Origin of the sequence: Rhodococcus sp. NPDC049939 (assembly GCF_040656415.1) — a bacterium.
Classification (GTDB): domain Bacteria; phylum Actinomycetota; class Actinomycetes; order Mycobacteriales; family Mycobacteriaceae; genus Rhodococcus_F.
The window spans coordinates 919,500-943,244 of record NZ_JBFAMC010000001.1 but is presented as its reverse complement, the minus strand read 5'-3'; the positions used below and the strand labels follow the sequence as shown (position 1 = coordinate 943,244).

Sequence of the window (23,745 nt, the reverse complement as noted above, 5' to 3'; positions counted from 1 at the left end):
CTCACTGAATGTTGACGTCGACGCTGGCCGGAAGATCGATACGCATGAGCGCGTCGACCGTCTTGGGCGTCGGGTCGAGGATGTCGATAAGCCGCTTGTGAGTACGCATCTCGAAGTGCTCGCGCGAGTCCTTGTACTTGTGCGGCGAGCGGATGACGCAGTACACGTTCTTTTCGGTCGGCAACGGCACGGGTCCAACGACACGGGCCCCGGTACGGGTCACCGTCTCGACGATCTTGCGCGCTGATGCATCGATCGCCTCATGGTCGTAGGCCTTGAGCCTGATGCGGATCTTCTGTCCCGCCACGCTTAGTGTCCTTTTCTTGCCGCGTTTCGTAGTCCCACCCGAGCCGGGCCGAACTACCTCGTCTGCACAGTCCGTTGTCTGGCCGCAACTGTCCGAACGCTAGGCGACCGGGACGCACCCGATCCGCTGCCTCTGTTCATCTGTCACGGTTCTCCGGTACACGCGGTCGGGCGTGTCGCCTTCTCGCCTAGTTTCCGGCCCAGAACTATTCAGGTCATCTGGCCGGGAATACGCACCGGGTGCTCTCGAATTCGAGTGCCAGTTAGGTACTGCTTCCGTCTTGCATCGACCGTGAGCAGGTCGTTTCGATCCACGTCACGGCTTCTCACCCCATCTGCTTCGGGGCGCAAATGACCGCGTCCCAGACAAGGCAACCCGATCAGTATGCCGTACCGATCCGGAGACTACAAACCAGGTCCCGTTTGCCGCGAAATTGCCACAACAGTCACGCCGACGTGGCGAGTTGGCTCTGACCAAGACGCGGGAACCGCAGCTCGTCCCGCTCCATCCAGGCGCGAAGGAGTTCTTTCGGTCCACCTTGACCACCGTCCTCGCGTGACATACTCGAGGACATGTCCGTGTCTGACGCCGCCGTGCTTGTCGAGGGAATCGAGAAGTCCTTCGGTGACGTCGCAGCGCTGAGGGGCGTGAGCTTCGAGGCGCCGCGGGGCACTGTCCTGGGCATCCTGGGCCCCAACGGCGCGGGCAAGACCACCACCGTCAATGTTCTGTCGACTCTGCTCCGACCCGATGCAGGTCGCGCCCGTGTTGCAGGCCACGACGTCGTCGAGAATCCGGCGGACGTCCGTCGCAACATCATGATGACCGGACAGTACGCAGCGCTGGACGAGACGTTGACCGGGCGAGAGAACCTGGTGCTGTTCGGCAGGCTGATGGGCCTGTCGAAGGGGTCCGCGAAAGCGCGAGCCCAGGAACTGCTGACGCAGTTCGACCTGCTGGACGCCGGCGACCGCAGGGTGTCCGGGTATTCCGGCGGCATGCGTCGGCGCGCCGATATCGCTTGCGGCCTCGTCACCCGCCCCCAAGTCGTATTCCTCGACGAGCCGACAACGGGTCTCGACCCGCGCAGCCGCCAGGGTGTGTGGACGCTCGTGTCCGCATTGAAGAAGCAGGGCATCACGATCCTGCTCACCACTCAGTACCTCGAGGAGGCCGACCTCCTGAGCGACAACATCGTCGTGATCGACAAGGGCACCGTGATCGCCGATGGCACAGCCGACGAACTGAAGGCCCGTACCGGTGGCAGCTACTGCGAGGTCGTCCCGGTCAGCCTCGACGACCTACCGCGCATCCGGGAGATTCTCACGGAGTTGTGCCCGGTGGGATACGTCATCGAGGAAGGCGCCGACAGAATGTCGATTCCCGCAGAATTCGGGGCTCAGACCCTCACCGAGGTACTGCGCCGCCTCGACAACGCCGAGATCACGCTCGCAGACATCGCCCTGCGGCGGCCTTCGCTCGACGACGTCTTCCTGTCACTGACCGGTCAAGTACGCGTCGACGAGGGCCTGCCCTCGTGACGGCACCCACCAAGGTCGTCGTCAGTGGCGCGCCGGCAGGAAGACACCGGCGACCTAGACCCACGCCCAGCCAGCAGTGGATCGCTCTGTCCAAGCGAAACCTGCACACGATGTGGATAACGGGCCAGTTCTTCATCGCGGTGTTCGCACCGTTGATCTTCACCATCGGCTTCTATCTGCCACTACGCCTGGTCATGCAGTTTCAGGGCATCGACTACGCCCAGTTCGTCATGCCGATCATCGTCCTGCAAGCCATGGCATTTACCGCGCTCTCGGCGGCCCACCGCGCGGCCACCGAGGCATCGAACGGGATGAACTCCCGATTCCAGACGATGCCAGTCGGGTCCGCGGTTCCGCTGACCGCACGAATGACCGCATGCCTGGTTCACTCGTCGATCTCACTCGTCGCGGCGATCGTCTACGGATACGTAATCGGCTTCCGCTTCAACGGAGGATTCGGGCTGACCGCGGCGTTCTGCGGGCTGGCGTTGCTGATCGGATTTACCCTCACGACGGGCGCCGACGCCCTCGGCACCCTTACCAGGAGTCCAGAGATCACCAGCCAGGCGCTGACGCTACCCCAGTTGATTCTCGGTATGTTCTCCACCGGATTCGTTCCGGCATCGCAATTCCCCGACTGGGCACAGGGCTTTGTACGAAACCAGCCGATATCGCAGTTCGCCACCTCGATGCGCGCAATGACGGACGACACGATCACGATCCACCTACTGACACCCACCCTGTTGTGGTGCGGTGGACTGGCACTGATCTTCATTCCGTTGTCGATCTGGGCGAATGTGAGGCGCGGATGACCACCGAATTCCGATCCGCCACATCGACGCGGGTGACATTTCCCGAGGTGGCCGAACCGCACCCGGAAACCTCGCGTGCCGCGCTCTACTCACACAGCCTGCTGCAGACCAAACGACTGCTGCTGCGGTGGACCCGGGATCCATTCACGATAATTCAGGCGATCGTGTACCCAGCGTTGATGTTGGTGATGTTCTGGGCCGTTCTCGGAATCTCCATCACGAATGCGACCGGGGTCAACAGCATATTCGGTACCGTTCCCATGATCACCCTCGTCGGTGCGATGTTCGGGTCCATCGCGGGCGGGTTGTCGTTGAAGCAGGAATGGAAGGACGGGCTACTCAGCCGATTCTGGGTTCTGCCCGTCCACCGGGCTTCAGGTCTACTCAGTCGTCTGATGGCCGAAGCAGTGCGGATCACGATCACCACAGTGCTGATCATCGCCGTCGGCTTCGCGCTCGGATTCCGGTTCGACCAGGGCATCCTTGCCGGCATCGCCCTGATGCTCGTGCCGCTGATGTATGGGATGAGTTTCGCGACGATGGTCACCGCACTCGCGGTCAACGCGGCCAAGGCGCCATTGGTAGAACTCCTCTCGCTGCTGTCGACCCTGATGTTGTTCTTCAACTCGGGGTTCGTCCCGACCGGGGCGTACCCCACATGGCTGCAGTCGATCGTGGAAAATCAGCCGATGTCGTGTGCCATCGACGCGATGAAGGGTCTGTCGATGGGTGGCCCCGTCGCCGACCCCCTGATCAAGGCCATCGCATGGTCGGTCGCCGGATTCTTGATCTTCGCCTATCCGGCCATTCGTGGATACCGACGGGCTGCAGGCACCCCCGCATAGCAACCAGTCCACCTAGGCTGGAAACGTGCCTATAACATGTTCAGGACGATTCGTATCCGGTGGCTCGGTTAGGATGGGCGGCAACAGAATCGGCAGGCGAGAGCCGACAGCCGACTACCGGAGGTGACCATGGCCCGGACCGGCACGACGGCCGAGAGACCAATCCGCCGTAGGCCGAAGAATCGCAAGGCACAAATTGCGAGGGTCGCGGCCGAAGCTTTCAATGAACGCGGCTATCACGCCGTCGGAGTCGACGAGATCGCAGCGGCCATAGGCATTTCTGGTCCTGCGCTGTACAGGCATTACCCCAGCAAGTACGCGCTACTGGTACATGCGGCCAACACGGCGGCGGATTCGCTGCAGGCTGCCGCCGACGGCGCGATGGAGGGCGTGACCGACAGCGACCCTCAGGATCGGCTCGATCATCTGATCGCCGCACTCGTCACGAACTCCATCGAGAACCGCAAGGTGGCCGGGCTCTACCGGTGGGAGAGCCGGTACCTCGAGGCCGAGGATCGCATTCGAATCCGCGGCGTTTTCGCCCACGTGACACAGTCCTTGGCCGCTCCGCTGCGTGAGCTCCGACCGGGTCTTCCTACCGTCGATGCGACGACATTGAGTGCCTCGGCACTGAGCGTGCTGGGCAGCATCAGTGCCCATCGCACGACCCTCGCGATGCGGCGACTCGAGACTCTGTTGAAGGCGGCGTGCGAATCGGTCCTCCGCACGACCCTTCCTCTCTCCGTCCCGAATTCGAACGTCACCGAGAACGGTGTGGTGGGAGCGTCCAGCGCGCACAGGTTCGCACTGTCATCCAAACGAGAGTTGCTGATCAACGCGGCCGAAAAGATCTTCGACCAGCACGGATACCACGACTCGAGCATCGAAGAGATCGGTGCTGCGGCCGGTATCAATGCCTCCAGTGTGTATCGGCATTTTCCCAGCAAGGCAGACCTTTTGGCGGCAGTGTTCTATCGCGCCGGCGACCGAATGGCAGTTGCGACCTCGGCAGCACTTACAGCAACCGAGCCTGCGGATGCTCTCTATACCCTGGCAGGGTCCTATCTCGAACTGTCGTTCCGTAACCCGGAGGTGCTGTCGGTCTATTTTGCCGAGATCGGAAACCTTCCGAAGAACGAGCGCGCCAACCTGCGTCACGTCCAGCGTCGGCATATCGAGGAGTGGGTCAATCTCCTGACCGCGGTACGGCCCCAACTTTCGGCGCCGGAAGCGCGGTTCCTCGTTCACGCGGCTCTGGGTCTGGTCCTGGACATCGGTCGTCTGATGCGCTTCGACACAAGGGCGGAGTCACGTGCGCGACTCCACGCGCTGATGATGTCGGTAATGCTGGGCAACTGATCCCGCGCAACGACAGCTGCGGCTCATACCTGACCGAAAGCACTACCGAAGAACCTGAAAACACCGCACTACCAGCAGATAGCTTTCGCAGATCGGTCCCGAACCCGGAACCACCGAGTAATCGCTATCCGATTGGTATCCCGCCGATCCGAGACAGCCCACCCGGCCATCCGGGATACTCGAGGAACGAACAATGAACAACACACGTTGGTCGGTATGAGAAAGCTACTGCCAATCGAGTGAGCGAGGCGATCATGTACTTCTCCTTGGAACAGCGGAACGGCGATGATTCGGGAGAAGGTCCGGAATCCTCAGCACAGCGTTCACTCGACACTCTGAGGGAAGAACTCGACATCGTCGACGAGGCTCTACTCGAAGCGGTTCGCCAACGCCTGGAGGTGTGCCTACGCATCGGTGAGCTGAAGCGCCGTGAACACATCCCGATGATTCAACCCGACCGCATGCAGGTCGTCCACGACCGTGCGCGCGAATTCGCCGACCGACACTCCCTGTCTCCCGAGTTCTTCGATTCTTTGTATGACGTCCTCATCGCCGAGACGTGCCGACTCGAAGACCTGGTAATCAATGCCGAATCACCGAAATCGGCCAAGAACGGCAGGCGAGACCATCGAGGCGGCGGCCCCACTCGTCACAATGCGGGGTCCGCTGCGAATGCCGAGGCGTGATGAGTACCCGGACTCTGCTGGTCGACAACTACGACTCCTTCACGTACAACCTGTTCACCCTGCTGGCAGAGGTGAACGGTGAACCACCCACAGTCGTGCACAACGACGTGGAGTGGGATTCGATCGCATGGTCCGAGTTCGACAACATCGTCATTTCGCCCGGACCGGGACGTCCGGATCGCCAGCGCGATTTCGGCATCAGCGCGCGCATCATCGTCGAGACCGAACTCCCCGTGCTCGGGGTGTGTCTCGGCCACCAGGGTCTCTGCCAGCTCTTCGGGGCCGACGTGCTTCTCGCGCCCGAACCCATGCACGGCCGCGTGTCACTCGTCGACCATGACGGCTCCGATCTCTTCGCCGGAATACCCTCGCCGTTTCCAGCGGTTCGCTATCACTCGCTGATCGTCAGGGATCTGCCTGACGATCTCGAGGCCACGGCCTGGACCGCCGACGGGTTGTTGATGAGTGTCCGCCATCGCACCCGGCCCTTGTACGGCGTGCAGTTCCACCCAGAATCGATCAGTACCGCTTTCGGTCATGAATTGCTTGCGAACTTCCGCGACCTGACACCGACGCATTCCGGCACACCTATGCGCGGCACGATGCGCAAGATCCCGATTCCGCGCGCACCGTACGTGATCCATGAAGTCAGGGTCGACCATGAGGTCGACCCCCGCACCACCTTCGAGGAACTCTTCGCGGACGGACCCAACGCCTTCTGGCTCGATGGGACATCGGCCTCCGAACCGGAGTCCCGATTCACGATCCTCGGCAACTGTTCCGGTCCACGCGCCGAGTACATCACCTATGACGTCAGCGAATCGATCGTCCGGATTGCGCGCGAGGGGTTGCCGGTAGAACAAGTGCACGCACCGTTCTTCGACTATCTGGAGCGGCAGTTACAGGCTCGGTCCGTACCCGGTATTCCGGGAGTGCCGTTCGGTCTCGGCTATGTGGGATATCTCGGGTACGAACTCAAGGCCGAGACCGGTGGCGAAGCCACACACAAGTCCCCCACCCCAGACGCGGCCCTGGTATTTGCCGACCGAGCCATCGTCATCGACCATTGCGCACAGCGCACCTATGCACTGTGCCTGAGCGATCAGCAGGACGACCCCGAACTGCGCCGGTGGCTGGACGAGATGGAGGCGGCACTGCGCAGGCTGGCCGAGCCGAACCATTCGACGCGCACGGTGTCACCGATCAGGAAGCCCGAATCCGCCGAGATTTCTCTCCGCCACGAACACGACAGGTACCTCGAACACATCGCCACCTCGCTCGAGGAGATCACCACTGGCGAGTCCTACGAGGTGTGCCTGACCAATATGGCGACAGTGAAGCAATCGATCGATCCGCTGCACACGTTCGAATTGCTCCGGACCATCAGCCCCACCCCATACAGCGCCTATCTTCAGTTCGCCGGGTTCTCGGTGCTCAGTGCCTCACCTGAGCGGTTCCTCAGGGTCGGTGCCGACCGATCGGTGGAGTCCAAACCCATCAAAGGGACGCGGCCACGAGGCGTCACCCCCGCGAAAGACGCAGCGCTACGACAAGATCTACTCGACAGCGAGAAGGATCGCGCCGAGAACCTGATGATCGTCGACTTGACGCGCAACGATCTGGCCCGGGTCTGCATTCCCGGGTCCGTACATGTGCCCAAACTCTTCGATGTCGAAACGTATGCGGCTGTTCATCAACTCGTGTCGACCGTGCGTGGGACTCTCAGTGCCAATGCGTCGGTCGTCGAGTGTGTCCGTGCCGCCTTTCCCGGGGGTTCGATGACCGGCGCCCCGAAGATCCGGACCATGGAGATCATCGACCGGCTCGAGTCGGGATCACGAGGGGTGTATTCGGGTTCGATCGGCTACTTCTCGCTGACGGGTACTGCCGATCTGTCGATCGTGATTCGCACGATTGTTGCTACCGACTCGGAAGTGACGTTCGGAATCGGTGGTGCCATCACGGCACTGTCCGATCCCGAAGCGGAGTTCGACGAGGCGATGGTCAAGGCCGCCACGATGCTGCGGGCTTTGACGGTGACGGCGGACAGACCGAACGAGATCGGACAGTGAACGTCCCCGCCGGATCCGCCAAAACCGTCGCCTTGATCGGCGGCGGCGGCGATGTCGGTCGGATGCTGGCGACCCGTCTGCGCGACACCGGTCACACGGTCCGCACCATCGATATCCGGTCCACCGAGCTGTCGGACGCCGACCAGGTGAACGGTGATGTAACAGACCCTTCGTCGGAGGTTCGGTCGGTCGTGGCAGAGGCGGACGCCGTGATCCTGGCGATTCCCGAGGGCGCGGCCTTGGAAGCGATCCCGACTGTCGTCGACCTGCTGGCGGAAGGTGCTCTGCTCGTCGACACGTTGTCGGTGAAGTCGCGTTTCGATGCGGCATTGCGGGCGAGCGCACTGCGCAACAGTGCAGTGGGAATCAACCCGATGTTCGCTCCCTCACTCGACCCTGCGGGTCGCCCGGTCGCTGCCGTGACCTACCGGGATCGAGGCGACGTCGACTGGTTCCTGACCCTGCTGTCCGACTGGGGGTCGTCGGTCGTGCGTCTGGACGCCGAACGCCACGACCGGCTCACGGCTGCCACGCAGGCGTTGACCCATGCCGGTGTTCTCGCGTTCGGACTGGCCCTGGCCGAACTCGGCGTCGACGGAACCGAACTCACCGAGGTTGGCACTCCGCCCCACCTCCTTTCGCTCGCCCTACTCGCGCGAGTCGGTGGGGGTGTACCGGAGGTGTACAGAGACATCCAGGTAGGCAACCCCTTCGCCGGCGAAGCCCGCCGTGCGCTCGTCTCCGCCCTGACCGCCGTCATCGACACCGTGGAGTACGGCTCGGAGGACGACTTCGCCTCGCTCATGTCGCAATCGACGTCGACCCTCGGCGCACAGGGCGCACCCCTTGCCCGGCTGTGCGCCGACCTCTTCGACGCTCAACTTCTGCGCCGCGGAGCGCCCCGATCGTAGGAACAGGAAAGGAGACTCGCCAATGACCGCCTGGCCCTCACTTCCGGATCACGACCCGGCCGATCGAGTCGAGAGCGCCATCATCACCCGGCTCGCCCTGAATTGGGGGCATCGGGCCGCCGTCAAGAAGCCGGAACCCGACCTAGACGAGCTGTTCGATCGAGAAAAGCTGGACTACCCGAACGAACTGTTGCCCTTTGCCGATCACGACCGATTCCTTTCACTGACCGACGACCAGCAGAACCAGCTACGGGCATGGGCGTGGATCGCCTTCAACAAGAACGTCATGGACGTCGAGCAATACGTGGTGAATCCAGGATTCGATCTCGTTGCCCACGACGGACTGGACACCGGGCTAGGCAGCACGTTCGCCACGGCCGTGCACCAGGCGATGGTGGACGAGCAGTACCACACGCTCATGCATTTGAATGCGAGTGCGGTCACCCGCAGACAGCGAGGGTGGGCCATGCCGAACCAAGCCCTACCCGATGTTCAGACATTGCGAGTTCAACGCACCGTGACGGCAGACGCCCCCGATCCCAGGCGGCGCGCGATCTCCATCTTCGCCTTCATGACCGTTGCCGAGGTGTCCATCAGCTCGTACCTCGACCTGATCTCGGAGAACGACGCCATACAATCGGTCAACCGCGCAACGGTACGTCTACACAACCGAGACGAGTACTGTCACTCCTCGATCGCCGACGAGATCGCCGGGGCCGTATACGACACCCTCGGCCCTGACGAACGTCGCCACTTCCTGGACGGACTTGTCGACGCAATGAACGCATTCAGCAGCAACGACTACTCCACATGGCACACGATCGTCGACCTCATGGAACTCGAGGGCGGCCGAGCGATGATCGACGATGCCGAGCACGACACCCGCCGCTCCAAGCTGGTCCAGGACTTCAGCGGAATCCACAGGCTCTGCACGAAACTCGGAGTGGCAGAGAAGATGTCGTTCGAGTGGACCTAACTCAGCCTCACGAGCGAGCCCCTCACAGCGCAACGCATCTGCCAGCTCAGACGGGGGGCCGACGAAGATGCCAGTTGGTCGCACTCTGGAAGGCCCGTCCGGCCTTGGCCAGGAGTAGCTCGTCGAGATGGCGCGCCACGAGCTGAAAGCCGATCGGCACGCCGGATCCGTCGAAGCCGCCCGGCATGGTGATCGTCGGGTTGCCAGAGAAGTTGAACGGAGCGGTGAACCGGAAAACGTTCGGCAGTTCGTCCGTGTCGTACAGCAGCTGTGTGAAGCGATCGAGCGTCAAATCACCAACGGGCAAGACAGGAAGAAGAATCAGGTCAAGATACTCGAATTGTCCCGCGAGCATTCCGAAGAAGACCCGCCTGTCGTTTTCGATGCGGGCGATGTCCATACCCGACACCGCGTACGCGGAACCGAGGAGCTCCCGCATGAAACGGCCGTACTCGGCAGACCGGGACGGAAACGTCTCTTCGTGCACAACTGCCGCCTCAGCCCCCGTATAGGTGCCCCAGTCGGACGCCAGCCCCATCGTGGACGGCAGCGACACCTCGCAAATGTCCGCGCCCAGGCTCTCGAACGTTGCCAGCGCGTCGCACACAACCCGCGCCACGTCGGGCTCGACCCCATCGAGTGCGGCCTTGGGATCGAACCCGATCCGCGTTCCTTCCATCTCAGGCGTGCCCAGGGAGTTGTCGGGCACCTCGGCCATGACAGCAGTGGGATCGTTCTCGTCGGGGCCCGCGATGGCTCTCAGCACGTGGTAGGCATCCTCGGCGCTTCGCGCCATCGGTCCGACGACGTCCAGCGACGGCGCCATTCCGAACACGCCATGGACACTGACGCGCCCCCAGGTCGGCTTCAGGCCGGTGACCGCGTTCATAGTGCACGGGGTGCGAATCGAACCGCCTGTGTCACTACCGAGGCTGGCCGTACACATTCCGGTTGCGGTCGCGACGGCTGAGCCGCTCGACGACGCTCCGGCCCAGTAACTCGAGTTCCACGGGTTCACAACCGCCGGGAAGTCGGGATGATAGTCGCCTCCGGCAGCCTCGGTCAGGTTCAGCTTCCCCAGCAGCACCGCTCCGGCACGACGCAGTCGAGAAACCACTGTTGCGTCATAGGTGGGTACGAAGTTTCGGTGGATCGGCATACCGGCGGTGGTCGGGATGCCCTCTGTGTAGACCAGGTCCTTCACGGCAATCGGGACGCCGTGAAGGGGTCCCCGGCATTCGCCACGGGAGAACTCCTCCTCGGCTCGCCTCGCGTCCGCGAGAGCGTCCTCCTCCAGGACTGTCGTGTAGGCCTGGAGACCGGGGTTGAGCCGATCGATACGCTCCAGATGGGCTCGAGTCACCTCCACAGGCGACAACTTTCCGCTGCCGAAGTCCCGAGACAGATCGGAGATCGAGGCATAGCACAAGTCGATGTCCCCCATATCCTCACTATCGCGCAACCAACGCAGCCCGAGCAATAACCACGACACGCCCGGGCGTGTCAGGCGTGATCTCGACACTCGATCTCGACCTGACTGGACAACAAGGGGAACTGCTGCCGCAGATACGGCAGCTTTCTCGGGGCACGAAAGAGAATCGTTGGGGACGAAAGGGATTAGCCCCGCAGAAGCTTGCGACCCTACGACGCAGGGCTTCAATCTAGCCTGAGTCCTCAACGCCTACAACGGATGAACCAATCAAGCAGATCGAAGTTGTCGACGACACCCGCATTGCTCGCGGATCGCTCCAAGTGCGGCACTCGTCAGACCAGTTCTCCACGAATAGAGCAATATCGAGGTGCCGATTTGCGTTCATCAGATTCGCGTTGGACAGGGTATGGGAGGGTGAGTACCGCGTCACTCCCGCACACACTCCATGACGACCGCGGGTGGATAGTTCAGGTAGTCGTCCCAGTAGTCGCCCTCGTCACCGGCCGCCGGCTCGGGTGACAGTTCGGGCATGTGCACCGTGAAATCACGGAACCCGGCATCACGGAAGGCTGATTCGTACGCGTCGATCGGCAGGTAATAGTTCATGATGACGAGCGGGGAATCATCCAGGAGTGCCGTCAACTGGATCGGTGCCCCCTCGAACACGGACTCGGCCAGCTCTATCTCGAATCCATACTTGCGGTAGTTGGGCACCTTCTCGAACGAGTACAAGTCCGGATTGGTAGTGATGGTGACGAACCGGCCTCCCGACTTGACGCGGCACGCCAAGCCACGACACATGCGCCCGAGTTCGTCGCGGTCTCGCGCGTACATCAGCAGGTAGGCGGCCACCGCGATGTCGAAATCCTGTTGCGGCACAACCGAGCGGGCGTCGGCAACGAAATATTCGATGCCCAGCGGTTCCCGCTCCTCCTCCTTTCGGGCCAGGTCGATCATCTTTTCGGAAATGTCCAGCCCCACCATCGGGGCGGCACCGGCCCGGCGCAAGATTCGGGTGAAATCCCCGCAACCGCACGCGACATCGAGAACCTTTCTGCCCTTCACGTCGCCGACGTGCTTCAGGAACGAATACGCCTCGACTCGCGATCGGACAGGAAAGTTCTTGGTCTCCTCATACTTCTCAGCGATGAGGCCTTTGTTGTAGTCGATGACCATGCTTGCCCCCCATGATTCCCATGCGGCCGCATCGGGCACCCATACAGCACAGCTTGCGACCGTTTACTCGAAGTTTACGCGCGACGCGCTGTCGCGTCTTGCTACCAGCGGAGCTGGTTCGCACCCCACCTCGCTGGAAGCGCTTGCCTGGTCGAGTGAGCCAGGTTGCAACCATTCGTGGCGGCGGACGGGAGCAAAGAGAGCGCTAGCTTCCACGTCGAGTTCGTTGGAAGCTACTGATTTGCTGAACAGGCCGATGGGCTTGGCTGACGCTCTCAGCGCCTACACTGGACGAACCAATCGAGCAGATCGGGGTTGTCGACGGCTCCGGCATCCACCGTGCGATGTGCATCGGCACCCTGAAGGATCCTCTTGAGGGGCACTTCCAGCTTCTTGCCGGTGCGAGTATGCGGTATGCCGGGCGCAACAATGATTTCGTCGGGCACGTGTCGGGGAGATACCTGCTCGCGAATCGCTTCGCGGATCTTGTTTTTCAGATCTTCGTCGAGTTCGGACCCCTCCGTGAGAGTGACGAACAGCGGCATCCAGTAGCCACCGTCCGGTCCGTCGACTCCCACCACCAAGGCCTCCGCGATCTCCGGAATTTTCTCCACAACGTGGTAGATGTCCGCACTTCCCATACGGATTCCGTGGCGGTTCAGGGTGGAATCAGACCTCCCGTGCATCAGAACGGTGCCCCGATCGGTGATCGTGATCCAGTCGCCATGGCGCCACACACCGGGAATGAAGTCGAAATAGGCTTCGCGGTATCGCTTTCCGTCCGAATCGTTCCAGAACGAGACCGGCATGGATGGCATCGGCGCGGTGATGACGAGCTCGCCGACCTGATTTCGAACGGGATTGCCCGACTCGTCGAACGCGTCCACCGCAGCTCCCAGACATGGTGCGGACAACTCGCCCGGCCAGACCGGAACGTTCCGGGCCCCACCGATAAACGCCGACACGACGTCGGTTCCACCCGTGATGCTCATGACTTGGACCGTGCGACCGACGTTCTCGGACAACCACAATGACGATGCCTCAGGGAGCGTCGACCCGGTGATGCCGACGGCGCGAAGCGAACTGAGATCGTGCTCTTGCACGGGTACGGCCCCCGCCTTGGCGCATGCGAGCACGTATGCCGGGCTGGTCCCGACAACCGTGACGCGAAGACGTGACACCAACGACCACAACGTATCCGGGTGCGGATACGAGGGGCTTCCGTCGTAGCAAACGATGGTGGATCCAACCAGCAGACCCGCCGTTTGGAAGTTCCACATCATCCAACTGGGACTGGTGTACCAGAAGAAGGTGTCCTCACGGCCGATGTCGAACTGCAGCGCCATTTGCTTGACGTGTTCGAGAAGCACGCCGCCGTGGCCGTGCACGATGCCCTTGGGCGGGCCTGTTGTTCCCGACGAGAACACCGCCCACAAGGGATGGTCGAACGGGACGGCGGTGATCTCGAGGGCTACGTCGCGGTCGGTCGCCTGTTCCCAGGAAACGACACCCTCGGCTGTGACCGTGCCGTCGACAGCGTCACCGACGCCTGTCGACTTCCCGAGATTGGACACGACCACCGTGAGAGCCAGACTGGGCAGCTCGCCGCGCAATTGGGACACCGCGTCGAGCCGATCGTGTACTTTGCCGCCGAACCGATAGCCGTCCGCTGTGATCAACGCCTTCGGTTCGAGTTGACCGAGCCGGGCGTGTGCGGCGGGCGCGGAGTAATCCTGTCCACACGCTGCCCACACCGCCCCCAACGATGCCGTCGCAAGGAATGCGATTACTGCTTCCGGAATGTTGGGAAGGTAACCGACGACGCGATCACCCACCCCGACGCCGTGCTCGCTCAGTGTTGCTGCAAGGCCGGAGACCTGCCTTCGCAGCTCGTCCCACCCGATCATTCTGTCGGGTACACCCTCACCCGCATAGACGATTGCGGGCCTGTCATCACGGGCATTGCGGAAAACCTGGTCGACGTAGTTGACGGTTGCTCCGGGAAACCAGACGGCACCCGGCATGGAGTCGTCCGCAAGGGCGGGTCCCGGCTCCGTCGCCGACTGGAGCCCGAAGTAGTCCCAAACGTCCTGCCAAAAGGCGGACGGATGGGACACCGACCAGCGCCACAACGCCCAATAATCAGCGGCCATGGCGTGCCGGTCCTCGGAATCCCGGGGCCCGGGGGGCTTGGGCCCGGTATCGCCGTGGCGCTGCGCGACGAACGCGGAGAAATCGGTGATCACCGCGTCACGGACGTCGGCCTCGGTCGGCATCCATTGCGGATCGGTCGCCATGAAAAGCATCCTTCCCGGGAGTACCTACTACTCCGCGCTCATGTGTCCGCTATTTCTTAGGGACACGCACAATCAGGGCGTCGCCCTGGCCGCCGCCGCCACACAGCGCGGCCACTCCGACGCCGCCACCCCGACGCTTCAGCTCCATCGCCACATGCAAGGTGATCCGAGCCCCCGACATCCCCAACGGATGCCCCACCGCGATCGCTCCACCATTGACATTCACACGCGCCGGATCCACACCCAACTCCCGCGTCGACGCGATCCCCACTGCCGCGAACGCCTCGTTGATCTCGATCAAGTCCAAATCCCGCGGATCAATCCCCTCCCGCGCACATGCCTTCTCGATCGCCCGTGCCGGCTGCAATTGCAACGACGAATCCGGACCCGCCACAACACCGTGTGGACCGATCTCCGCCAGCCACTCCAATCCCAGCTCCTCGGCCTTCGCGCGGCTCATCACCACCACCGCCGCGGCGCCATCGGAAATCTGTGAGGCACTTCCTGCCGTCACGGACCCATCCTTCGAGAACGCAGGACGCAACTTCGCCAACGACTCCACCGACGTATCCGCACGCACTCCCTCATCGGAAGAGACGATCACCGGCTCTCCTCGACGCTGCGGCACCGCCACCGGCACGACCTCGCTATCGAACAAGCCGTCCTTCCACGCCCGCGCCGCATTCCGATGCGACGCCGCCGCGAACTCGTCCTGTTCCTCCCGCGAGATCCCGTGCCCCGGTTCCTGATTCTTCGAATCCGTCAGAGCCCCCATCGCCTGATCGGTGAAGACGTCGTGCAACCCGTCGTAGGCCATGTGGTCCCGCAACGTCACATCCCCGTACTTGAAGCCTTCCCGCGACCTCTCCAACATGTGCGGTGCCTGCGACATCGACTCCTGACCACCGGCGACGACGACCTCGAACTCCCCTGCTCGGATCAGTTGATCGGCCATCGCGATCGCCGAGCTCCCCGACAGGCACACCTTGTTGATCGTCAGGGCCGGGACGCCCATCGGAATCCCCGCCGCCACGGCCGCCTGCCGCGCCGGAATCTGGCCTGCCCCCGCGGTGAGGACCTGCCCCATGATCACGTAATCGACCTGATCCGGAGACACCCCTGACTTTTCCAGCGCGCCCCGGATCGCGACCCCACCCAGGTCCGACCCGGACATATCCTTCAACGAACCCAGCAAACGCCCCATCGGGGTGCGGGCTCCGGCAACTATTACGGACGTCGTCTTGTCAGACATGTTTTCTCCCGATCGAATCTACACTTGGCTCGATTCTCCAATGCAGACTGTCGACGACAACCCGCAGGGTGAACCCGTGGAAGTTACGCATCGGTTTTCGGCAGGCCTGCGTTCGAATCGTGGCCTTGCTGCCCAGCTTCGGCGGGTTGCCCTCGAGCAGCGGCATGGCGTTCATCGCGGGCAAGGGCACACCCAACCGCAATCGGACCTCGACTCGAACGGGCGACCGTCCTGCGACGAGACGTACCGTGGGAGTCGACCGGACTCTCGCGTGAGGAGCCACAAATGTCGACGATATCCATGACCGAGCACGAACGCGAGCAGTTCCTCGCCGACGTACACGTGGGGGTGATCGCCGCGGAGCAAGATGGCCGGGCACCCCTCGCGGTGCCGATCTGGTACGACTACTCCCCTGGTGGCGACGTTGTCGTATGGACCAACCGCGGCACCGTCAAGGAGCGACTCATTCGGGCAAGCGGCAGGTTCAGCCTCTGTGCACAGCAGGAGGCTCCGCCGTACCGGTACGTCAGCGTCATCGGAGCTGCCACGTTCCAGGACGCCGTCAACCCCGATGACGTCCTGCCACTCGTGCGCAGATATCTGCCCGAAACCGAGGCGCGGGCGTTCATCAGCGAGTCGTTCAACGACGAGGCCGTCCTGATCCGGATGCGACCCGAGCGGTGGTACACCGTCGACTACGGGAAGCTCGAGTCCTGAGCCTCACGGTGCGCGGCGTCGTCGCCGGAACGGTCACACGAGGAGAGGACGGCCCGAACCGCACTTCGAGGCCCGTTCGGCGCGCGACCGCTCGACCACATCATCGGCGTCGACCCGCCCGATGGGCATGCGGGCCGGACGAGTGTCGCAAGATCGACTCTGCGTGACGGAGCACCGGCGCATCCACCATCTTTCCCTCGAATGCGAAGACCCCCCGCTGATCTGCGGCCGCGGCGAGGACCCGGTTCGCCCAGTCGATGTCCTCCTCGGAGGGCATGTACGCGTCGCGGATCACTTCGACCTGGGTGGGATGGATGCCCACCTTGACGTCGAAACCGACCGCGACGGCATCGTCGGCCTCGGCGCGGAGCCCGCCCAGATCCTTGATGTCAAGGTAGACGGAGTCCAAGGCGAGGCGCTGGTACGCCTTCGCTGCGAGCAATACCGACGACCGTGTCCCCGTCGCGACGTCCCTGTAGCTGCCGTCTTCGCGGCGGCTCGAGGTGCCGCCCATCGCCGCCACCAAGTCTTCCGCACCCCACATCACTCCGATGGTGTTGGCCGCCAGAGCAATCTCCCCGACCGCGAGCACCCCGAGGGGGGACTCCACGAGGGCAATCACCTCCCACGGCGCGAGCGAAAGTACTTGATCTGCAGACTCACACTTGGCCAACATCAACCGTGTGTATCGGGTGCCGTCGAGGGCCAGGAGGTCGAGTTCGTGGTCATCGGTGCCGACCGGGTTGACCCGAACAACCGTGCGATCAGGGTCCAGCGGGGTGTCGATGAGAGCGATACGCGCGGCTTCTTTGTCTGCGGGCGCGACCCCGTCCTCGAGATCGAGGATCACGACGTCGGCCGTCGCGGCGGCTTTCGCGTAGCGCTCCGGGCGGTCGGCAGGACAGAACAACCACGCAGGCCCCGGCACCACCCAACTCATGATGACCTCATCTGGACAAGAGTCTTACGCACCGCGATCGCGACGACCTCACCGTTCTGGTTACGGCCGGTGTGTTCGAGCGTGACGATGCCCTCCCCCTGCCGACTCTTCGACTCCCGCTTGTCCACGATCAGCGTCTCGGCGTAGAGCGTGTCGCCGTGGAACAACGGTTTCGGGAAACTGATCTCGGAGAATCCGAGGTTCGCGACGATCGTCCCCTGCGTCAATTGCGCAACCGACAACCCCACGAGCGTCGACAATGTGAACATCGAATTGACCAGGCGTTCACCGAACTGAGTGTTCGCGCTGTAGGCCGCGTCGAGGTGCAGCGCCTGGGTGTTCATCGTCTGCGTCGTGAACAAGACGTTGTCTGCCTCGGTGATCGTGCGTCCAGGTCGGTGCTCGTATATCGCGCCCAGCTCGAATTCCTCGAACCACAGTCCGCGCTGCACGATCCGTTTGGCATCAGGGTTCGTCGTGGACATCACAGCCCCGCCTCCCGCGCGATCAACATCAGCTGCACCTCGGTGGTGCCCTCACCGATCTCGAGGATCTTGCTGTCCCGGTAGTGCCGCGCCACCGTGTACTCGTTCATGAACCCGTAGCCGCCGTGGATCTGAGTGGCATCACGAGCATTGTCCATCGCGGCCTCGGAGGCAACGAGCTTGGCGATCGCCGCCTGTTTCTTGAATGGCTTGCCCGACAACATCAGTGCGGCGGCATCGTAGTAAGCGGTGCGCGCTGCGTGCGCCCGCGCCTCCATCCGAGCGATCTTGAACGCGATTGCCTGGTTGTCCCCGATCGGACGGCCGAACGCCTCGCGTTCCTTCGCATACTTGACGGACTCGTCGACGCATCCCTGCGCGGCACCGACACTGAGGGCTGCGATCGCGATGCGGCCCTCGTCGAGGATACGCAGGAAGTTGGCATATCCGCGGCCACGCTCACCCAGCAGATTCTCTTCGGGAACCCGCACGTCGGCAAACGTGAGCGGATGCGTGTCCGAGGCATTCCAGCCGACCTTGTTGTACGCGGGTTCGGCGGTGAAGCCGGGAGTCGATGTCGGAACCAGGATGGTGGAGATCTCCTTCTTACCGCCCTCCTGCACTCCCGTCACCGCTGTGACAGTGACGAGCTTGGTGATATCGGTACCGGAGTTGGTGATGAATTGCTTGCTACCGTTGATGACCCACTCACCGCCCGATCCGCCCGTCGCTTCGCTCGCCCCGTCCGATCCGCCCGTCGCTTCGCTCGCCCCGTCCGATCCGCCCGTCGCTTCGCTCGCCCCGACCAACTTCGCGGTGGTCCTCGTCCCGCCTGCGTCGCTTCCCGCGCCGGGTTCGGTGAGGCCGAAGGCCGCGAGCGCCTTGCCGCTGGTCAACTGCGGCAGCCACTCCTGCTTCTGTGCCTCGTTGCCGAAGCGGTACACCGGCATCGCACCGAGAGACACGCCTGCCTCGAGGGTGATGGCCACACTCTGGTCCACCTTGCCGAGTTCTTCGAGCGCCAGGCAGAGGGCGAAGTAGTCACCACCCATTCCGCCGTACTCTTCGGGAAACGGAAGGCCGAACAGGCCCATCTCCGCCATGCCTGCCACGACCTCGTACGGAAAGGTGTGGTTTGCATCGTGTTCCGCCGCGACCGGTGCCACCACGTTCTTGGCGAAGTCCGCGACGGTCTTTGCCAACTGCTGATACTCGTCGGGAAGTTGGCCAGTTGCAAGGTATCCGGTCATGACTCGTCTACTTTCGTGTCGGAATGTGGGGTGACTCTCGCGAGAAGTTGATCGACCATCACCTGGTCTCCGGGTGCCACGAGGATGTCGGCGACACCATCGACGGGAGCGGTGAGCGAATGTTCCATCTTCATCGCTTCGACGACGATCAGTGGCTGGCCCGCGGTTACGTGCGCGCCCCCTTGTACACCCACGGCGATTACGGATCCGGGCATGGGACTGGTGATTTCGGCCTCGCCGGCATGGGCGTCGCCGGTGCGGACGCTGACCTCCATGACCTCACGGAGCATCGTCGTGCCCTCGGCGCCTGCGAGCCAGATATGCCCGTCGGTCTGGGCTACCCGATAGGTTTCCCGACGTCCGCCGATCACCACCGACAACGTGGCGCCCTCGAGCTCAGCGGTCAGCGACACGGTGTCCCCATCCTCGACCTGCACGGTGGCCTCGGACGGCGTGCCCGTGATGCGGACATGGTCCGTGCGAGAAGGCGATGCCAACCTGATGCTGGTGGGCGCGGGAACCCCGACACGCCATCCACTCGGAACATCCCAGGGGTCGGCCGAGGGGCCATCGGGCCAACGTTGCAGCCATCGGAAAGCGGCAGCGGCGATCAGCGCGGCGTCGGTGGTGTCTGCGGCGACGAAGTCCTCCAGTCGTCGACCCAGAAGTCCGGTGTCGAGGTCGCCCGCGACGACGTCGGGATCAGCCAGGAGGAATCGTACGAACTCGATATTGGTGACCACTCCGAGCACACCGGTGCCGGCAAGTGCCCGGTCCAGTTTTCTCAGCGCTCCACCGCGATCATCGGAATGAGCGATAACTTTGGCGAGCATCGGGTCGTAGTCGCTGCCTACGACCGTTCCGGGCTGCAACCCGGAGTCGATGCGGACACCGGGTCCGGCCGGTTCGACCACGTCCGCGACCAGGCCGCCGGTGGGGAGGAATCCGCGACCGGGATCCTCGGCGTAGATGCGGGCTTCGATGGCGTGGCCGGTGAGGGTGATGTCGTCCTGAGTGAAGCCGAGTCGCTCACCTGTCGCGATCCGCACCTGCCACTCGACGAGGTCCAGTCCCGTCACGAGCTCGGTGACCGGATGCTCCACCTGCAGGCGAGTGTTCATCTCCATGAAGAAGAACTCGTCCGGCGCATCCGCGGAGACGATGAATTCGACCGTTCCAGCCCCGGAGTAATCGACGCTGCGGGCGGTATTGCAGGCTGCCTCCCCGATCCGTGCCCTCGTCGCCTCGTCGAGGAGTGGCGAGGGAGCCTCCTCGATGACCTTCTGGTGACGACGCTGCAGACTGCACTCGCGCTCGCCGAGATGCACCACGTTTCCGTCGCGGTCGGCTAGGACCTGGACCTCGATGTGCCGGGGTCTGAGCACGAATCGCTCGAGGAAGAGGCTGTCGTCGCCGAACGCGGACGCAGCCTCGCGCCGGGCGCTGACCACCGCCTCACCCAGCGCGGACGGCTCCTCGACCAGTCGCATACCTTTACCGCCGCCACCAGCCGACGGCTTGACAAGCACCGGATAGCCGATGTTCTCGGCGGCCGCGATCAATTCTTCGTCGGAGAGACCAGGGCGGGCTATGCCGGGAACAACAGGAACGTCGAACTTTGCCACGGCGTTCTTCGCGGTGATCTTGTCGCCCATCACCTCGATGGCATGCGCCGACGGGCCGAGGAAGGCGATTCCCGCGTCAGCGCAGGCCCCGGCGAACTTGGCGTTTTCCGACAGGAAGCCGTAGCCGGGGTGAATCGCCTGTGCACCAGTGGCCTGCGCCGCCGCGATCACCTTTTCGATGGCCAGGTAACTCTCCCGCGCTGCGGCCGGACCGAGCAGTACCGCGGTATCGGCCTCTCGCACGTGCCGAGCGTCGCGATCCGCCTCGCTGAACACTGCGACGGAGCGAATTCCCATTGTCCGGAGAGTGCGGATCACACGAACCGCGATCTCGCCGCGGTTGGCAACCAGGACGGTGTCTATCCGAGTCATTTCAGTCATGTCCATTCACATCCGGAAGACGCCGTAGGAGACAGGTTCGATCGGCGCGTTCGCGCACACCGAAAGAGCCAGCCCGAGAACAGTTCTGGTGTCAGCCGGGTCGATGATGCCGTCGTCCCACAGGCGCGCGGTCGAGTAGTACGGATTGCCCTGTTTCTCGTACTGCTCACGAATCGGAGCCTTGAACGCCTCTTCGTCCTGCGCCGACCACGGGTTGCCCGCACTGTCGAGTTGATCGCTGCGCACCGTCGACAGCACCGACGCCGCCTGCTCGCCACCCATCACGGATATGCGGGCGTTCGGCCACATCCACAAAAATCGCGGCGAGTAGGCGCGCCCACACATCGAGTAGTTGCCCGCACCGTACGAACCACCTATCACGACAGTCAGTTTGGGGACTCGGGCACATGCCACGGCCGTCACCATCTTGGCGCCGTGCTTGGCGATGCCACCTGCCTCGTAGTCGCGGCCGACCATGAATCCGGCTATGTTCTGCAGGAATACGAGAGGGACACTTCGCTTGTCGCACAACTCGATGAAGTGGGCGCCCTTCATCGCCGACTCGGCGAAGAGCACACCGTTGTTGGCGATGATTCCCACCGGATGGCCCTCGATGTGCGCGAACCCGGTAACCAGAGTCTTTCCGTATTCCGCCTTGAACTCCTGGAACTGTCCGCCATCGATTATCCGGGTGACCACCTCGTGCACGTCGTACGGAGTCCGGGGGTCGGTGGGCACTACGTCGTAGAGATCGGTCTGCGGCGACGGCGCAGGCATGGGCGCGGTCATGTCCCACGGCCTTTCCGCACGCGGCCCGAGCGTCGCGACGATGTCACGCACGATCCGCAACGCGTCCTGGTCGTCTTCGGCAAGGTGGTCGGTGACACCGGAGACCTTGGAGTGGAGGTCTCCTCCGCCGAGTTCTTCTGCGGTGACGACCTCGCCGGTGGCTGCCTTCACGAGCGGTGGACCGCCGAGGAAGATTGTGCCCTGGTTGCGGACGATGACGGCCTCGTCGCTCATCGCGGGAACATAGGCGCCGCCAGCCGTGCAGGAACCGAGTACAGCGGCGATCTGCGCGATGCCCTGCGCGCTCATGGTGGCCTGGTTGTAGAAGATGCGGCCGAAATGCTCGCGGTCCGGGAACACCTCGTCCTGTCTCGGCAGGAATGCCCCACCCGAGTCGACCAGGTAGATGCAAGGCAATCGATTCTGTAGTGCGATTTCCTGTGCCCGCAAGTGCTTCTTGACCGTCATCGGGTAATAGGTGCCCCCCTTGACGGTGGCGTCATTGGCGACGATGACGCATTCGCGACCCGACACCCTGCCGATACCGGCGATGATGCCGGCGCCGGGGCATTCGTCGTCGTAGAGCCCGTCCGCCGCGAGAGGGGCGATCTCTAGAAATGGGCTTCCCGGATCGAGCAGGGTGTCCACTCGATCGCGGGGCAGGAGCTTGCCTCGGCTGACATGTCGCTCACGCGACTTCTCACTGCCGCCCAGAGCCGCGACCGCCAGCTTCGACCGAAGCTCATCCACCAGCCTGGTGTGCTCTGCCCGGCGTCCCTCTTGCACGGTCGTTCCGCCCGGTGCCATCCTGCCGCCTTCTCGTCTTGACGCCCATACCTAATGAGTTAATACTCAATAACTGAAACTAAGATAACTGTGATTAACTGAGATGTCCAGACTGTGTCCGAGAGAGAAATGGCATGACCACAGACGTTGACGACGCCGCACCCCTGACCCCGGCAGCAGATGGCGCCGTGGCACCGATTCCGGTTACGCGCCGGGAGCAGATGAAGGCAGATCGTCGGCGGCAGCTTCTGGATGCTGCGGCCCGCCTGATGGCCGAACGCGGCTTTCTCGGTGTCCGCCTCGAGGATCTCGGATCCGCGGTCGGGATCAGCGGTCCCGCGGTGTACCGGCACTTCCCCAACAAAGACGCCGTACTGGTCGAACTGCTCGTCGGGATCAGCACGCGACTATTCGAGGGTGGTTGGCACGTCGCCGCACAGGCACTCTCGCCCTCCGAGGCCCTCGAGAGCCTGGTGGACTTCCATCTCGACTTCGCCCTTACCGAGCCCGACCTGATTCGCATCCAGGACCGCGACCTCGAGAATCTTCCGGCCGACGCCCGGCGGGAGGTCAGGCAGACTCAGCGCCGGTACGTGGAGGTGTGGGTAAAGGTGCTGCTAGAGGTAGATCCGAGCCTCGACGAGACGGACGCCCGGACCAAGGCACACGCGGCATTCGGCCTCATCAACTCGACGCCTCACAGCGCCGATCCCAAGACCCCGCTGCGAACACGAAAAGTGTTGCGCGACATGGTTATTTCATGCCTGTTCCCGTGAGCGCCCTCTGCCCTGGTCGGCAGGATGGCACCCACGGGTCCTGGAGCGGCAGCGGCTAGGTGCGGCTCTTGCGGGTCATCGAGGTGTACACGAGGATGAGGACAGCCGCCGCGGCGACGCTGATGATCCACCGAATCCAGTCGACGCCACGTGTGTCGCCTTGGCCGAGAAGCCCGCCCCAGACCCAGTACCCGATGAGCGCTCCCGCGACGCCCAGGGCGACCGTGATGACCCAGCCCATCGCCTGCCTTCCCGGGACTACAAGACGCGCAAGTACCCCGATGACGGCACCGAAAATGATGGTGGTGATGATTTGGCCGACCATGTACC

At 63.2% G+C, this 23,745-nt stretch carries 21 protein-coding genes; 10 read left to right on the top strand and 11 right to left on the bottom strand.

From position 1 onward, the window contains the following. Position 1: 1 nt before the first annotated feature. A complete protein-coding gene (gene rpsJ / locus AB0I57_RS04185; RefSeq protein WP_003938093.1) occupies positions 2–307 on the bottom strand; it encodes a 30S ribosomal protein S10 in 306 nt (101 codons plus the stop codon). 572 nt (positions 308–879) lie between these two features. Between rpsJ and AB0I57_RS04180 the strand changes: the two genes are divergently transcribed. From AB0I57_RS04180 to AB0I57_RS04145, 8 genes are all read left to right on the top strand, one after another. Next, positions 880–1,848: an ATP-binding cassette domain-containing protein gene (locus tag AB0I57_RS04180; protein WP_358330242.1), complete on the top strand. Its 969-nt coding sequence runs from the start codon at positions 880–882 to the stop codon at positions 1,846–1,848. Next, a complete protein-coding gene (locus tag AB0I57_RS04175; RefSeq protein WP_358330239.1) occupies positions 1,845–2,660 on the top strand; it encodes an ABC transporter permease in 816 nt (271 codons plus the stop codon). Before AB0I57_RS04180 ends, AB0I57_RS04175 begins: the two co-directional genes overlap by 4 nt. Continuing rightward, on the top strand, positions 2,657–3,505 hold the full coding sequence (locus AB0I57_RS04170) for an ABC transporter permease (RefSeq protein ID WP_358330236.1): 849 nt from the start codon (positions 2,657–2,659) through the stop codon (positions 3,503–3,505). Before AB0I57_RS04175 ends, AB0I57_RS04170 begins: the two co-directional genes overlap by 4 nt. A gap of 129 nt (positions 3,506–3,634) precedes the next feature. Then, positions 3,635–4,864: a TetR/AcrR family transcriptional regulator gene (locus tag AB0I57_RS04165; protein ID WP_358330233.1), complete on the top strand. Its 1,230-nt coding sequence runs from the start codon at positions 3,635–3,637 to the stop codon at positions 4,862–4,864. Positions 4,865–5,103: 239 nt separating this feature from the next. Then, entirely contained in the window at positions 5,104–5,550 is a 447-nt protein-coding gene (locus AB0I57_RS04160; protein ID WP_358330230.1) for a chorismate mutase family protein, read from the top strand. Next, positions 5,550–7,622, top strand: a complete 2,073-nt coding sequence (gene pabB / locus AB0I57_RS04155; protein WP_358330228.1) for an aminodeoxychorismate synthase component I — start codon at positions 5,550–5,552, stop codon at positions 7,620–7,622. Before AB0I57_RS04160 ends, pabB begins: the two co-directional genes overlap by 1 nt. Continuing rightward, positions 7,619–8,533 (top strand): prephenate dehydrogenase, encoded by a 915-nt coding sequence (locus AB0I57_RS04150; protein WP_358330225.1) that lies wholly within the window; start codon positions 7,619–7,621, stop codon positions 8,531–8,533. The genes pabB and AB0I57_RS04150 overlap by 4 nt, the downstream gene beginning before the upstream one ends. Positions 8,534–8,555: 22 nt before the next feature. After that, positions 8,556–9,509 (top strand): diiron oxygenase, encoded by a 954-nt coding sequence (locus tag AB0I57_RS04145; protein WP_358330222.1) that lies wholly within the window; start codon positions 8,556–8,558, stop codon positions 9,507–9,509. A 46-nt stretch (positions 9,510–9,555) separates the two neighbouring features. Here the strand turns inward: AB0I57_RS04145 and AB0I57_RS04140 are convergent, their stop codons facing one another. From AB0I57_RS04140 to AB0I57_RS04125, 4 genes are all read right to left on the bottom strand, one after another. Beyond that, the gene (locus tag AB0I57_RS04140; RefSeq protein WP_358330220.1) at positions 9,556–10,953 is read right to left on the bottom strand and encodes an amidase; all 1,398 of its coding nucleotides are present in this window, start codon (positions 10,951–10,953) and stop codon (positions 9,556–9,558) included. A gap of 414 nt (positions 10,954–11,367) precedes the next feature. Continuing rightward, the gene (locus AB0I57_RS04135; RefSeq protein WP_358330217.1) at positions 11,368–12,156 is read right to left on the bottom strand and encodes a class I SAM-dependent methyltransferase; all 789 of its coding nucleotides are present in this window, start codon (positions 12,154–12,156) and stop codon (positions 11,368–11,370) included. A 236-nt stretch (positions 12,157–12,392) separates the two neighbouring features. Further along, positions 12,393–14,414: an acetoacetate--CoA ligase gene (locus AB0I57_RS04130; RefSeq protein WP_358330214.1), complete on the bottom strand. Its 2,022-nt coding sequence runs from the start codon at positions 14,412–14,414 to the stop codon at positions 12,393–12,395. A 49-nt stretch (positions 14,415–14,463) separates the two neighbouring features. After that, entirely contained in the window at positions 14,464–15,666 is a 1,203-nt protein-coding gene (locus AB0I57_RS04125) for an acetyl-CoA C-acetyltransferase (RefSeq protein WP_358330211.1), read from the bottom strand. Between the two features lie 285 nt (positions 15,667–15,951). On the opposite strand from AB0I57_RS04125, the gene AB0I57_RS04120 reads away from it, so the two are divergent. After that, complete coding sequence (locus tag AB0I57_RS04120) at positions 15,952–16,383, top strand: pyridoxamine 5'-phosphate oxidase family protein (protein WP_358330208.1); 432 nt, start codon at positions 15,952–15,954, stop codon at positions 16,381–16,383. Between the two features lie 100 nt (positions 16,384–16,483). Here the strand turns inward: AB0I57_RS04120 and AB0I57_RS04115 are convergent, their stop codons facing one another. From AB0I57_RS04115 to AB0I57_RS04095, 5 genes are read right to left on the bottom strand one after another with little or no spacing between them, the layout of a single operon-like run. Continuing rightward, positions 16,484–17,323: a CoA ester lyase gene (locus tag AB0I57_RS04115; protein ID WP_358330205.1), complete on the bottom strand. Its 840-nt coding sequence runs from the start codon at positions 17,321–17,323 to the stop codon at positions 16,484–16,486. Continuing rightward, the gene (locus AB0I57_RS04110; RefSeq protein WP_358330202.1) at positions 17,320–17,808 is read right to left on the bottom strand and encodes a MaoC family dehydratase; all 489 of its coding nucleotides are present in this window, start codon (positions 17,806–17,808) and stop codon (positions 17,320–17,322) included. Before AB0I57_RS04110 ends, AB0I57_RS04115 begins: the two co-directional genes overlap by 4 nt. Continuing rightward, on the bottom strand, positions 17,808–19,058 hold the full coding sequence (locus tag AB0I57_RS04105; protein WP_358330199.1) for an acyl-CoA dehydrogenase family protein: 1,251 nt from the start codon (positions 19,056–19,058) through the stop codon (positions 17,808–17,810). Before AB0I57_RS04105 ends, AB0I57_RS04110 begins: the two co-directional genes overlap by 1 nt. Continuing rightward, positions 19,055–21,055: an acetyl/propionyl/methylcrotonyl-CoA carboxylase subunit alpha gene (locus AB0I57_RS04100; protein WP_358333128.1), complete on the bottom strand. Its 2,001-nt coding sequence runs from the start codon at positions 21,053–21,055 to the stop codon at positions 19,055–19,057. The genes AB0I57_RS04105 and AB0I57_RS04100 overlap by 4 nt, the downstream gene beginning before the upstream one ends. A 15-nt stretch (positions 21,056–21,070) precedes the next feature. Next, positions 21,071–22,660 (bottom strand): carboxyl transferase domain-containing protein, encoded by a 1,590-nt coding sequence (locus AB0I57_RS04095; RefSeq protein WP_358330196.1) that lies wholly within the window; start codon positions 22,658–22,660, stop codon positions 21,071–21,073. Positions 22,661–22,860: 200 nt separating this feature from the next. On the opposite strand from AB0I57_RS04095, the gene AB0I57_RS04090 reads away from it, so the two are divergent. Beyond that, a complete protein-coding gene (locus AB0I57_RS04090; RefSeq protein ID WP_358333125.1) occupies positions 22,861–23,415 on the top strand; it encodes a TetR/AcrR family transcriptional regulator in 555 nt (184 codons plus the stop codon). Between the two features lie 55 nt (positions 23,416–23,470). Here AB0I57_RS04090 and AB0I57_RS04085 read toward each other — a convergent pair whose 3' ends face one another. Next, positions 23,471–23,740: a GlsB/YeaQ/YmgE family stress response membrane protein gene (locus tag AB0I57_RS04085; RefSeq protein ID WP_358330193.1), complete on the bottom strand. Its 270-nt coding sequence runs from the start codon at positions 23,738–23,740 to the stop codon at positions 23,471–23,473. Between the last annotated feature and the right edge of the window lie 5 nt (positions 23,741–23,745).

Excerpts from the sequence above, each read along its gene's own strand:
- AB0I57_RS04180 (WP_358330242.1), top strand. The coding sequence starts at position 880 with ATGTCCGTGTCTGACGCCGCCGTGCTTGTCGAGGGAATCGAGAAGTCC.
- AB0I57_RS04170 (WP_358330236.1), top strand. The coding sequence starts at position 2,657 with ATGACCACCGAATTCCGATCCGCCACATCGACGCGGGTGACATTTCCC.
- AB0I57_RS04165 (WP_358330233.1), top strand. The coding sequence starts at position 3,635 with ATGGCCCGGACCGGCACGACGGCCGAGAGACCAATCCGCCGTAGGCCG.
- pabB (WP_358330228.1), top strand. The coding sequence starts at position 5,550 with ATGAGTACCCGGACTCTGCTGGTCGACAACTACGACTCCTTCACGTAC.
- AB0I57_RS04145 (WP_358330222.1), top strand. The coding sequence starts at position 8,556 with ATGACCGCCTGGCCCTCACTTCCGGATCACGACCCGGCCGATCGAGTC.
- AB0I57_RS04140 (WP_358330220.1), bottom strand. The coding sequence starts at position 10,953 with ATGGGGGACATCGACTTGTGCTATGCCTCGATCTCCGATCTGTCTCGG.
- AB0I57_RS04130 (WP_358330214.1), bottom strand. The coding sequence starts at position 14,414 with ATGGCGACCGATCCGCAATGGATGCCGACCGAGGCCGACGTCCGTGAC.
- AB0I57_RS04125 (WP_358330211.1), bottom strand. The coding sequence starts at position 15,666 with ATGTCTGACAAGACGACGTCCGTAATAGTTGCCGGAGCCCGCACCCCG.
- AB0I57_RS04120 (WP_358330208.1), top strand. The coding sequence starts at position 15,952 with ATGTCGACGATATCCATGACCGAGCACGAACGCGAGCAGTTCCTCGCC.
- AB0I57_RS04115 (WP_358330205.1), bottom strand. The coding sequence starts at position 17,323 with ATGAGTTGGGTGGTGCCGGGGCCTGCGTGGTTGTTCTGTCCTGCCGAC.
- AB0I57_RS04110 (WP_358330202.1), bottom strand. The coding sequence starts at position 17,808 with ATGTCCACGACGAACCCTGATGCCAAACGGATCGTGCAGCGCGGACTG.
- AB0I57_RS04105 (WP_358330199.1), bottom strand. The coding sequence starts at position 19,058 with ATGACCGGATACCTTGCAACTGGCCAACTTCCCGACGAGTATCAGCAG.
- AB0I57_RS04100 (WP_358333128.1), bottom strand. The coding sequence starts at position 21,055 with ATGACTCGGATAGACACCGTCCTGGTTGCCAACCGCGGCGAGATCGCG.
- AB0I57_RS04095 (WP_358330196.1), bottom strand. The coding sequence starts at position 22,660 with ATGGCACCGGGCGGAACGACCGTGCAAGAGGGACGCCGGGCAGAGCAC.
- AB0I57_RS04090 (WP_358333125.1), top strand. The coding sequence starts at position 22,861 with ATGAAGGCAGATCGTCGGCGGCAGCTTCTGGATGCTGCGGCCCGCCTG.
- AB0I57_RS04085 (WP_358330193.1), bottom strand. The coding sequence starts at position 23,740 with ATGGTCGGCCAAATCATCACCACCATCATTTTCGGTGCCGTCATCGGG.